This is a genomic window from Paenibacillus sp. SAFN-054, from assembly GCF_051966755.1.
Taxonomy (GTDB): Bacteria; Bacillota; Bacilli; order Paenibacillales; family Paenibacillaceae; genus Paenibacillus_AQ.
Window position 1 is genome coordinate 56,278 of sequence record NZ_JBQCKS010000009.1, and the last position, 11,187, is coordinate 67,464.

General features: G+C 46.7%; 12 protein-coding genes. 10 read left to right on the forward strand and 2 right to left on the reverse strand.

Features of this window, described 5'->3' with window-relative positions:
• Positions 1-11: 11 nt before the first annotated feature.
• A complete protein-coding gene (locus ACTHPM_RS26245; protein ID WP_440398237.1) occupies positions 12-959 on the reverse strand; it encodes an ABC transporter permease in 948 nt (315 codons plus the stop codon).
• 523 nt (positions 960-1,482) lie between these two features.
• Between ACTHPM_RS26245 and ACTHPM_RS26250 the strand changes: the two genes are divergently transcribed.
• The 5 genes from ACTHPM_RS26250 to ACTHPM_RS26270 all read left to right on the forward strand — a co-directional run bounded on the left by ACTHPM_RS26250 (position 1,483) and on the right by ACTHPM_RS26270 (position 6,599).
• Positions 1,483-3,528: a helix-turn-helix domain-containing protein gene (locus ACTHPM_RS26250; protein ID WP_440398238.1), complete on the forward strand. Its 2,046-nt coding sequence runs from the start codon at positions 1,483-1,485 to the stop codon at positions 3,526-3,528.
• Between the two features lie 354 nt (positions 3,529-3,882).
• Positions 3,883-4,368 carry an anthrone oxygenase family protein gene (locus tag ACTHPM_RS26255; RefSeq protein WP_440398240.1) on the forward strand — a complete coding sequence of 162 codons (486 nt, stop codon included), beginning with the start codon at positions 3,883-3,885 and terminating at the stop codon, positions 4,366-4,368.
• A gap of 96 nt (positions 4,369-4,464) precedes the next feature.
• Positions 4,465-4,887, forward strand: a complete 423-nt coding sequence (locus tag ACTHPM_RS26260) for a DUF3995 domain-containing protein (protein WP_440398241.1) — start codon at positions 4,465-4,467, stop codon at positions 4,885-4,887.
• A gap of 45 nt (positions 4,888-4,932) precedes the next feature.
• Positions 4,933-5,619, forward strand: a complete 687-nt coding sequence (locus ACTHPM_RS26265) for a TetR/AcrR family transcriptional regulator (RefSeq protein ID WP_440398242.1) — start codon at positions 4,933-4,935, stop codon at positions 5,617-5,619.
• Between the two features lie 338 nt (positions 5,620-5,957).
• A complete protein-coding gene (locus tag ACTHPM_RS26270) occupies positions 5,958-6,599 on the forward strand; it encodes a peroxiredoxin-like family protein (RefSeq protein WP_440398243.1) in 642 nt (213 codons plus the stop codon).
• 229 nt (positions 6,600-6,828) lie between these two features.
• Here the strand turns inward: ACTHPM_RS26270 and ACTHPM_RS26275 are convergent, their stop codons facing one another.
• Complete coding sequence (locus tag ACTHPM_RS26275) at positions 6,829-7,680, reverse strand: aldo/keto reductase (RefSeq protein WP_440398244.1); 852 nt, start codon at positions 7,678-7,680, stop codon at positions 6,829-6,831.
• Between the two features lie 173 nt (positions 7,681-7,853).
• Between ACTHPM_RS26275 and ACTHPM_RS26280 the strand changes: the two genes are divergently transcribed.
• The 5 genes from ACTHPM_RS26280 (at position 7,854) to ACTHPM_RS26300 (ending at position 10,516) form a co-directional block, all read left to right on the forward strand.
• Complete coding sequence (locus tag ACTHPM_RS26280) at positions 7,854-8,303, forward strand: MerR family transcriptional regulator (RefSeq protein ID WP_440398245.1); 450 nt, start codon at positions 7,854-7,856, stop codon at positions 8,301-8,303.
• 36 nt (positions 8,304-8,339) lie between these two features.
• A complete protein-coding gene (locus tag ACTHPM_RS26285) occupies positions 8,340-9,032 on the forward strand; it encodes an AraC family transcriptional regulator (protein WP_440398246.1) in 693 nt (230 codons plus the stop codon).
• A 98-nt stretch (positions 9,033-9,130) separates the two neighbouring features.
• Positions 9,131-9,463 carry a chaperone CsaA gene (gene csaA / locus ACTHPM_RS26290; RefSeq protein ID WP_440398247.1) on the forward strand — a complete coding sequence of 111 codons (333 nt, stop codon included), beginning with the start codon at positions 9,131-9,133 and terminating at the stop codon, positions 9,461-9,463.
• A 144-nt stretch (positions 9,464-9,607) separates the two neighbouring features.
• On the forward strand, positions 9,608-9,889 hold the full coding sequence (locus ACTHPM_RS26295; RefSeq protein WP_440398248.1) for a hypothetical protein: 282 nt from the start codon (positions 9,608-9,610) through the stop codon (positions 9,887-9,889).
• A 48-nt stretch (positions 9,890-9,937) separates the two neighbouring features.
• Complete coding sequence (locus ACTHPM_RS26300) at positions 9,938-10,516, forward strand: GNAT family N-acetyltransferase (protein WP_440398250.1); 579 nt, start codon at positions 9,938-9,940, stop codon at positions 10,514-10,516.
• Positions 10,517-11,187: the final 671 nt, after the last annotated feature.

The following is an 11,187-nucleotide window of genomic DNA, read 5'->3' on the forward strand; positions in this document are numbered from 1 at the left end:
CATCTCTCCTTTTAGAACAAGCTGCTGCTGCTATAGCGTTTGGCAATTTTGTTGGCGGTAAGCAGCAAGACGATGTTGATGACATTGTTAAAGAGTCCCACAGCCGTGGAGAATCCGTAATCCATATTGATGAGACCCATTTTGTAAGCATAGGTAGAAATGACTTCGGATGATTCCATATTCAAGCTGTTTTGCATGAGAAGAATGCGCTCGTAGCTGAGGGTCATCATTTTTCCCATCTGCAAAATAAACTGAATGATAATCGTCGGCATAATGCAGGGGAGATTCACATGAATGATCCTTTTGAGCCGGCTGGCCCCATCGATTTGGGCAGATTCATGCAGTTGGGGATCGACGCCAGACAAGGCCGCGATAAAGATAATGGAATTCCAACCACAGTTGCGCCAGATATCAGATCCTACATACACGCCTGAGAAATAATCAGGGTCCGTCAGAAAAGGAATCGGATCGAGTCCGAACGTCCCCAGGATATGATTCAAATATCCGTTTTCTCCCCCAAGGAATAAATTAATAATTCCGACGAAGACGACTGTAGAGATAAAATAGGGTGCATAGGTGACTGTCTGAAATGTCTTCTTGAGCTTCTCACGTTTAATTTCATTGAACATGAGCGCCAGCAGAATCGGGATGGGAAAGCTGATGAATGTCTTTAACAGGTTAATAAACAGCGTATTTTTCAAAATACGTGCAAACTGGAACGAACCAAAAAGTCTTTCGAAGTGATCCGTTCCAATCCAGGGACTGGAGGTAATCCCCAGCGCCGGATTAAAGCGTTTAAAAGCTAACTGCACACCGTACATAGGACCATAGCAGAAGATCAGAAAATACAGAATAACCGGGACGATGAAGATTAAATAATCCCAATTACTTCGCATGCCGAATCTTCTTTTACGAGATCCAGGGATGGACGCGGATGCAGCCTTTGTCTTAACACGCATCAGGCAAGCCTCCTCAATTATTCAAATGTGTCAAAACCGATTCGGCGCCGGAATCGTTTGCTTATGGACCTGATGATAAGTGAACTTGCAGCTCTCAACAAGAATTGAAAATTGACTTTTAACGGCAGGTATTGATGTTTGCGGATGGATGACACCCTGCAAATTTATTAGCAGCTAGTCTATTTTTGCTATTTGACGTGGATGAATTGATAACCGGAGACAAAATTCGTATACTTGAGGGGAATTTTAGCCTATACCAGCATAGGAAGTGAACACGGTGCGGAAAGCCCTTCAGTCCAGGTTATATCGGCAATTTCTTCGGAGGTACCTTTTGATTTTGGCGGTATCCGGTCTTCTATTATTGACAACGAATATCATCTCTCTCTTCAATACCTACAACCGCTTAACGGATAATACCCACAGGTTCATGGCCCATACGACGGAGCTGCTGGACAATCGAATCATCGATCTGCAGAAGCTGACATTATCCGTATCGCGTGATACGAAGCTGCTGCCTTACCAATTGCAGGAGCAGCTTTCTTTTCCTTATCTGATTGCTGATGAGTTGGCAAAAATGAAAGCGCCTTCTGCAGATCTCGATTCGATTGGTTTGTTATACCGCAATACGTCTTATCCTTCACTGGCAAATGTTATTTTCACGGATACGGGCATGTATACGGCGGAAAGTTATGCTCAGCTCGTCTGCCAAAATCGGATCTTGCCAGAGAGCCTGCAAAGCGGGTTGGAGCAGCTCAAAACACCTATGCTTCTGTCCTCGTTGTCCAATACCCATAACCAAGGTGGAAAGGAGCAAGTTCTTCTGCTCTTGGTTCCGCTTGATGGCACTCCCTATTCGAGTGGAATCATGATCTATAAGCTGAACTATCCCGCGCTATTAAATAATTTCCAGCAGACAATCGATCGTGCAAGCAGCCTGATTGCTTTTGACCGTTATGGCACACCCATCATCCGCTTGGAGGGAGATCCCCGTCTAACCCGGAGTGAGCTAGCAGGAGCAGCCCAAGACCCCGCGGTGCGAATCCCTGGTTATCTCCTCTTGAGGGAAACCTCTGATAAACAGCAGTTTCACGTTGTGAACGCCATTCGTCGCAGCGCCTACTATCACGAATATTATGTGGCACTCACGATTTCGTTAGGAATTTTTCTGTTATCGTTCGGACTCGGATTAATGCTCAGCTTCAGGTCGGCGCGCAAGAGTTATCAGCCGATTCAGGAATTATCCAATCGTTTTCCTTCCATGTCTTCAGAGAAGTCGGTTGTTGGTGAGAATGATGAATTAGCCCAACTTACCTTATATATAGAGCGGATGAGAGATGAGAGTAACCATATGTCTCGGATGATGCATAATCAGGAGATTCTCACTAGAAATCAGCTGCTGCTCGCCGTATTAATGGGGAAGCTGAATGTTGACAATACCACCCAAGCGAACCGAAGTGCGCTTCAGAAGCTTTTTGGTGCGCGGAATACAAGCAGCGTGCTTGTCATGATGTTCGATGATTACAATGCCAAGTTAGGTAAAGAACAGCTTAGTGAGCAGTGGCTGATGAAGCACGCCGTCTGCAATATCTTCGAAAATAGTTCCGGTGAGCATGGCGTGAATTACGCTCTTGATTTGGCAATTGATAATGGCATTGTAGGGATTGTATCGTGGAATCATGAATTTGCAGATCAGTGGGAGGAAAGAAGCCGCGCATTCGCGGAGCAAATCCTGGCTTTTATGAAAAGGCATTTTTCGCTTTCCTTGTCCTGCATGGTAGGAGAACCGCAATCAACCAGTGAATTATATCAATCCTTCAGCTCTGCGTTATCGCTTGCGGAGTACCGGATATTTACCGGCAAGCAATCGATTATCACACCGTCTGAGGCTGCTCATCAAAAAGTCAAAAGCATGGCCAATGATAAACGTCAGATCTCCGGCATGGCGGAAAATCTGAGTGCTGCCGTTTGCTCCAAAGATCCGATGAAACTGCAAACGCTGATCCAGGAGTTGGAGGAGCAGTTCACCTTGCTGGAGGATGCTTCAGCATTCCGCATGACATTTCTGCAAATCGTCTTCACCTTGAACCAGATCGTTAACAATATTCCGCTCTCCCATCGGGAAGCCATCAAATATAAGCTGGAGAATTTGGTAGAGTATCAATCGGAAACCGTTGAAGAGGCTTGTGCCAATCTGCTAGATGCGGCTCTCAGTATACAGGGCAGCTTGGGCGAGGATTCAAGTGGCGACCGATTATATTCCTCGATTCTGGCATACGTTGCCGAATCCTATATGGACTGTAACCTCAGTCTCTCAACGGTAGCGGAGAAACTCTGCTTAACGCCATCTTATGTAACACGTTATTTCAAGAATAAGAACGGACTTCCGCTGATGCAGTATGTCTCCAAGATTCGTACGGAGAAGGCAAAAGAGTTACTTGAGACAACGTATCTCCCCATCAAGGAAATTGTTGAGCAGGTGGGATTTGTGGATGAGAATAATTTTTCCCGTGCTTTTCGCAAACGAGAGGGAGTTTCACCCACCCAATATCGATCGGTTCATCAGCGATAGAGGAATAGGTTTTTAGGTGCACAGCATTTTCTTGTTGAGCTAACTTGGAGGAGAATTGTAGGGTCACTGTAACGTCTATAGAGCAAAAAACCAGGTACCCATGACAACGAATTCATGGTACGATTTGGGTATTACTGGGTTCTCATCCAACTGGACGTGGCTCGAAAGTTCATCCTCTCATTCTTCTAATATCCGTTCTTGTGGTTCTCTATGTTCATTATCCATCCAGTTGCCTACTTTTAATTTCAATTCAATTGAGTCATCACCAGCTTGCCTGAAATTTACCATAAGATGCGGGTTTTCATCCGCAATAAGTTTACTCGTGCATTCAACTCATGGATACCGGAGGGTAAGATGATGATACATCTGCTCTATTATTTAACCTATGCATCCGCGGTAGGAGCCGGCCTGCTTGCTGGCGTATTTTTCGCCTTCTCGGCCTTCGTCATGCAATCGCTTACCAAGCTTCCCGCCGAACAAGGCATATCCGCCATGCAGAGCATCAATTCGACGATTCTACAATCGTCCTTTATGTTGGTCTTCATGGGTGCAACGGCTTTAAGTCTCGTGTTGGGGATCACCTCATTTATCAAATTAGGCAACACCAGCGCGATATACGTGTTTGCTGGAAGCCTGCTCATCATCGTCGGAGTATTTCTTGTAACGGCTATATTCAATGTTCCGCTCAACGATACTTTAGCCGCAGTGACTTCCGGTAGCTCGGAGGGGGCTCAGACATGGCGGGAATATTTGAAACGCTGGATGCCGTGGAATCATGTGCGGACGATCGCATCGATCGGGGCACTGATTTCTTTTATCATCGCTATTCGCAGGTGGTAAGCTTAGCTATACCAAGCTAGTTCGATGTTAGGCCGTGCTCTCTTTTGAGGAGGCACGATTACGAACGCTGTTACTTGGCTTGTAAGGAGGAGTACGGTGATCATTGTACTTATTTGGGCTATCAGCGGAATCTTGTTATTGCTGAGCGCTATTCATTGGTACTGGGTGGCGGGCGGAAGAATGGGTATACAAGCGGCGGTCCCGAGCGACGGTTCGACGATGTTGTTTCGACCTTCGAGACTCGCGACGGGTACGGTGGCGGTATTGCTGCTTTTGGCAGCATGGTTTGTGCTCGAATTTGGAGGAGCGGTGGAGCATCTTATTTTTCCGGAATGGTTGCTTGCGTACGGAGGGTGGGTTTTATCCGCTGTTTTCATCCTGCGAGCGATCGGAGATTTGAGGTGGGTAGGTTTCTTCAAAAAACGCAAAAGCACTTTATTCGCGCACTGGGATACGATTCTGTATTCTCCGCTGTGTCTTTGTATTGGGATCGGAATTACGGCGATTGCGCTGGTGTAGAATTATTTTTTGGATGGTTACCTCCATTTTTGCTATACTAAAGGCATGAAAAATTTAAAGGATACTTCAAACCAAACCGAAACGAATACGGAACTTAAAACCGAACCCCCTACACATATCCCGAAGCTGACGAAAAAAGGGCAGGCGACGCGCGCCCGCATCGTGGCTGCCGCCGCCAAGCTGATGTTTGAACGCGGCGTTGCCGGCACCAGCGTGGAGGACGTCCAGCAGGAAGCGGGCGTCAGCTCTTCCCAGCTGTATCACTATTTCAAGGAGAAACGGGAGCTCGTCCTTGCCGTGATTCTCTTCCAGAACGAGCAGGTGCTCAGCTCCCAGGAGCCGCTGCTAAGTCATCTCGACAGTATGGAGGCCCTGCAGTCCTGGCGCGATGCGCTTGTCCAGTACCAGACGAAACAGGGCTTCCAGGGCGGCTGCCCGATCGGCTCGCTGGGCAGCGAGCTGGCAGACCTGGAGCCTGCCGCGAGGGAGGAGCTGGCCGACGGATTTATGCAGTGGGAGCTGGCAATCCGGCAAGGGCTTAAGGCAATGCGTGACCGCGGTCAGATGCGGAGCGACGCCCAGCCGGAGCGGCTTGCTCTTGCGCTGCTGGGCGCGCTTCAGGGCGGACTGCTGCTGGCCAAGGTCCGGAAAGAGGCGGGTCCGCTCGAAGCCAGTCTGGACGTTATGCTGGAGCATATCGGATCCTTTCTTATTGAGACCTCACCCCAGTAAGCCAATAACCAATAAATTCGGATTTCTGACTTGAATCCCCAAGGTGAATGTTTGCCTTGGGGATTTTTTGTTCCTGTTCATCTTAAAAGGAGGCGGGCTGCTGGTTCAGTGTAAATTTTGGAGTTGACACTCCAAAAAATATCAGATAATATGATCTCAGGAATAAAAATGGAGTATTCACTCCAAACTTATTGGTTATTTTACATACTCTTTTCATTCACTTTGCCAGGCCATCCAACAGCATCATGAACGGGAAGTGAGCTTGCAATGAACTGGCAAATCGATCTGATTTTATTGGTTCACAGTTGAAGGTTTTCATTATAAGGGAGGAAGACAACATGTCATTAACTCAAGCTTTAGCAGAAGCCAAACAGGAATTTATCGCACATACCCCACTTGACATCCAAACCGAGATGTTCCGTCAGATCCGGGAGCAGCAGGAATCCGGTATTGCTTACGGTCGGCAGGAGGGGCAGAAGGCGAAGGATTTCACACTGAAGAATGCTTTGGGGGAAACGGTTAACCTATATGATGAACTGTCCAAAGGACCTGTTGTCCTGACGTTCTACCGGGGCGGATGGTGCCCCTTCTGCAGCATGCAGCTGAAGGCCTATCAGAAGATGCTGCCGGACATCGAAGCCCTTGGGGGGCAGCTGATTGCAATCAGCCCGCAAAGCCCGGACAACACGCTCTCCCAGCAGGAGAAAGAAGAGCTGACTTTCCAGGTGCTTAGTGACACCAACGGTCTTGTGGCCGCTTTCTACAACATCCTGTACGACGTTCCGGATTATATCCAGGACGTTATGAAAACGATGGACGTGAACCTGGCGGAATACAACGCAACGGACCGTTGGATCCTGCCGATCCCTTCCACCTTTATGATCGACGAATCGGGCATTATCCGTTCCGCTTACGTCAATCCGGACTTTATGCAGCGGTTCGATCCGGCGGATATTGTGCAAGAATTGAGAAAGCTGTAATGATTCATACTTGTCTTTTGCCGCGGCAGGCTTAAAGATCGTTTGAAGAATGCTGTAGCGAAACAACGCAGAGACTAAAGATAGCCAATTACACGGTGATAGATGGAAAACCGGTGACCGCAGTTTTGCTATATTCACCATGCAAGTAAAGAAAGGACAAGGGTGCGTGGAAGCGACCCCTGTCCTTTTTTCACGTTATCAGAAAGTATGAACGGTACGATAATCAAGCTTACAGATCGATTTTCCAGCTGCCCATCCTTTTGGCGACTTCGGGATCACGGTATGATAAGAAAAGACTTTCCCGCGTATCGAGGGAAGTAATTTGCTCGATATCGTCTGCGCTGAGTTCAAAATCGAAAATGTTGAAGTTTTCAATGATCCGCTCTTTTTTCACCGATTTTGGAATGACAACGACTTCACGCTGAACAAGCCAGCGGAGCACGACTTGGGCAACGGACTTGTTGTGTTTGTGTGCGATCGCGGCCAGCACTTCGTTGCCGAACATGTTGCCGAGTCCCTCAGCGAACGGCGCCCACGACTGATGCTGCACTCCCTGCTCTTTCATAAAAGCGCCGTCTTCGATCTGCTGGTAGAACGGGTGTGTTTCGACCTGGTTGACGGCGGGCACGATTTCATTATGCATGATGAGGTCCATCAGACGGTCGGGCAGGAAGTTGCTCACGCCGATCGCCTTGATTTGGCCTTCTCGGTACAAGTCTTCCATCGCACGCCAAGCGCCGTAATAATCGCCAAACGGCTGGTGAATGAGGTACAGATCGAGATAGTCGAGCTCCAGCTTCTTCAGGGATTTGGCAAACGCTTGCTTGGCGCTTTCGTAGCCGGCATCCTGAACCCAGAGCTTGGTCGTGATGAACAGCTCCTCACGCGGTACGCCGCTGCGCTTAATCGCGCGTCCGACCGCTTCCTCGTTCAGATAACCGGAGGCGGTGTCGATCAGGCGGTAACCGGCCATCAGCGCTTCGTATACCGCATTTTCGCATTCTTCAGCATCCGAAACCTGGTAGACCCCGAAGCCGATAATCGGCATTTTCACACCGTTATTCAACGTTACAGTTTGCATGGTGATTCCTCCCATTGTTCAAATGTAAACCGGCAAGCGGCCGAAAACTCCGTGAAACGGGAACCTTAGCGGGGCTTCCGCTTACGGCCGACTTGCATTACAATAAGCCTATCGCCTTCGTGTTACACGAAGTCAAGCATCTTCCTAAAATTATTTTTCAAGGGGGATTACCTATGCATACGGTCAAAGAAGCCGCCCTGATCACGGGACTCACGGAGCACGCGATACGCTTTTACACGGATAAAGGTCTGGTGCCGAGCGTACAGCGCAATCAAAACAACATTCGGATGTTCGACGAACAATCGATCAACTGGCTGCATGGCGTCAAATGCCTCAAGCAATCCGGGATGCCGATTGAAACCATTAAAACGTACGTCGATCTCTGCCTCGAAGGGGATTCGACGATTCCGCAGCGCTACGCACTCATGATGGAGCATAAAGAAGAGGCGCGCATGAAGCTCGAAGAAGCCAAACGGCATGTTGCCCATTTGGAAGAAAAAACGGCGCTCTATCAGGCTATTCTGGAGCACCGCTCCCCAGACACGACGAATCCCGGTAACTGGGACAAAATTCAGCATATGCATGGTGACGTATTCTACTCGCCTTCTGTTCGGAAGGCGTGAGAGATGTTCGTGAGGTGAGAGGGGGGCAAGAAACTGATGAACCACTTAACATGTGAAAAAAGATCCTATACCCGAAAATTGACGTCCCATCAGCATGAGTTTGGACAGTTCCTTTTTCCGTTGAAAGGCTCCTTGGATTTACAAACGAAGCAGCAGGAAATCACACTTAATCCGGATTATTGTTTTTATATCCCACCCAGGTCGATTCATAACTTCCATTCCATGGACAGAAATGAGTTTCTAATCCTGGACATTCCTACACAATATTTGCCCGACAATACCCATGACATGAAGATACGGCTGGATCCACAATGGGCTTCGATCCGTTATTTGCTATTAGAGGAGGCGAAGAGCCCGGACAATAGATCCTCCCTGGAGAATTTAACTAGATATGTGGCCAACAAGCTTGAAATTTCGATGCCGCCCTCGATGGAATACATTCATAATCATTATAAGGAGCCTATTCGGTTAGAAACGCTGGCCCAAATAGAGCATTATCATCCCGTATATTATTCATCATGGTTTAAGAAAAAGACGGGGAAAAGCCCAAAGGCATACATAAACGAGCTTCGGTTGAAGGAGGCAAAACATTTATTACAGTCAACAGCGTGGTCCATGTCTGAGATTAGCGAGGAATTGCGATTGGAGAATTCTTCGTCGTTTACACGGTGGTTTGTGAACTGCGAGGGAATATCTCCGCAGAAATACAGAATGCTTCATAAAGGATAAAAAGGATATTAAATTTGGTAAAGAAAATGTGTAAGGAATTTTCTATGCTAAGTTTAGCTGTTCTTTTTATTTTTTTATAGAAAGGGTGTTGTACTTCTATGATCCAGATAGAGGATTTTTATAACTTAGATATTCGTGTGGGCACGGTCATCCACGCCGCGCCTTTTCCTGAAGCCCGAAAACCAGCTATAAAACTACAAATTGATTTTGGCGAAGAGATCGGGATAAAACATTCCTCAGCACAAATTACAAGAAGATATTCTCCGGAACAACTTTGTGGACGTCAGGTGATAGGGGTGGTGAATCTTCCGCCAATGCGCATCGCGGGGTTTAAATCCGAGGTATTGGTTATAGGCGGTGTCCCGGAAGAGGGAGATGTTGTGCTATTAACGCCCGATGAACCGATGACGAATGGAACTCGCATTTCATAAAGGGAAGCGTTAATGAACCATTTTATGAAAATATTGGTTTGACGGAGAAGGTTATCTATGATTAAACTCTACAAGTATACCGGGGGCAACTGAATTCAAACCAAACCTGTGTAACAGGAGTAATGACAGTTTGGAGGTGTGATCGTGGAATACATTCTCATTCTTATCGTCATATCTTTTCTCATCATCATAAATTTATGGACTAAGGTGGGGAAATTAGAAGGCCGCATCAAAGGAATGCAGTATACTTTGGACCAGTTAACCGAGCAATCGGGGCTGCCTGAACATCCGATGAATCATGAACTACGCAAGTTAATACAAGAGGGTGAAGACGTAAGAGCAGTTAAAAAGGCAAGAGAAACGCTAGGTCTGACCCTGTTGGAAGGAAAAGAATATATCGATAAGCTGAAGTCCGAAAACAAATAATACTTCACTTACTAATACAAGCACAGACGATAATGTTGGAGCGTGAACATGGAGAATATAAACGTTTTAATGGCTGCACACCGTGAGATGGAAAGCGAGCGTATCTTATTGCGTCCGGTTTCATGGGATGATGCGGAGGATATGTACGAACATACATCAGATGAAGAAACGACGCGGTTCATTTTTGAGCAGCATCAGGATTTGAACCAGACCAAGAGGCTGATCGCGAACTATTTCTTAAAAGAACCGATCGGCAAGTATGCTATCGTGCTGAAAGAAAGCAGCAAAATGATCGGGACAATCGAGTTCCGGGTGCATGAATGGAACAAAAGCGGAGAGCTGGGGTATACACTAAGCAGGCATTTCTGGGGTCATGGCTATATGACTGAAGCCGGCAAATTAATATTGGGACTAGCGTTTAATGTATTAGGTTTGGAGCGAGTATATGCGGAATCCGATGTTAGAAATGAGGCTTCGGTTAAACTCATGAATCGTTTAGGGATGACGCATGAAGGTACTCTTCGGAGAAACCATATGATGAATGGCGTGCTTAATGATAGCGTTCATTATTCTATATTAAAAGAGGAATATGTACCATCAGGTCATACCGCAGGGCGTAAATCTTAATTGCACAGGCTCTCAGGAAAGCCATCCTGAGAGCTTTTCATTTTTACCTTTTCACTGTCCAATAAACCATTTGATGTTCCTCATAGCGGGCTTCTGCCTCATAATCCGGATGAACAATGTGCTTATGCATTCTGCCTCTTCGCTGGAAGGATCGATTTCCGTCACATGAATTCAATTGGGCCTTCGGATAGTCCCGTATGCCGTACAAATCCCGCCAGAGGTCGCGCCAATGGTCTCTTCAATCACTATTTTGCTTCATATGAGAAAGGGTTATGCAAGATTGATTTTTAATATTTATTATTGGATAAAATTACAACTTGAAGTAACTGTACATAAGGGTTATATTATTAGTCCGGCCACTTAAACATGAGTAGTCGGTCGGCTAATAAGCAGAACGGATTTAAAAAAGTTCTTGCAAACTTTGTCGAAAGATGATATATTATAAGAGTTGCTGCTGAGCTAACTGAGCGGCTTCGAAAACGAAAGAATTTGATCTTTGAAAACTGAACAACGAGTGAGATAAGGCTTTGCTTGCAAAGCCGATCGCGAAGTGAATTGGTGCACGCCTTCTGGCTGAATGATTCACGGAGCATAAATGAGATGTAACATCTCGTCAGTTTCAAAATGAGCTACAAACTTTCTTGGAGAGTTTGATCCTGGCTCAGGACGAA

What these genes read in the sequence shown, in the direction of transcription:
- ACTHPM_RS26255 (WP_440398240.1), top strand. Translation starts at nt 3,883, where the DNA reads ATGATGATACATCTGCTCTATTATTTAACCTATGCATCCGCGGTAGGA.
- ACTHPM_RS26245 (WP_440398237.1), bottom strand. Translation starts at nt 959, where the DNA reads ATGCGTGTTAAGACAAAGGCTGCATCCGCGTCCATCCCTGGATCTCGT.
- ACTHPM_RS26275 (WP_440398244.1), bottom strand. Translation starts at nt 7,680, where the DNA reads ATGCAAACTGTAACGTTGAATAACGGTGTGAAAATGCCGATTATCGGC.
- ACTHPM_RS26280 (WP_440398245.1), top strand. Translation starts at nt 7,854, where the DNA reads ATGCATACGGTCAAAGAAGCCGCCCTGATCACGGGACTCACGGAGCAC.
- ACTHPM_RS26265 (WP_440398242.1), top strand. Translation starts at nt 4,933, where the DNA reads ATGAAAAATTTAAAGGATACTTCAAACCAAACCGAAACGAATACGGAA.
- ACTHPM_RS26270 (WP_440398243.1), top strand. Translation starts at nt 5,958, where the DNA reads ATGTCATTAACTCAAGCTTTAGCAGAAGCCAAACAGGAATTTATCGCA.
- ACTHPM_RS26285 (WP_440398246.1), top strand. Translation starts at nt 8,340, where the DNA reads ATGAACCACTTAACATGTGAAAAAAGATCCTATACCCGAAAATTGACG.
- ACTHPM_RS26300 (WP_440398250.1), top strand. Translation starts at nt 9,938, where the DNA reads ATGGAGAATATAAACGTTTTAATGGCTGCACACCGTGAGATGGAAAGC.
- csaA (WP_440398247.1), top strand. Translation starts at nt 9,131, where the DNA reads ATGATCCAGATAGAGGATTTTTATAACTTAGATATTCGTGTGGGCACG.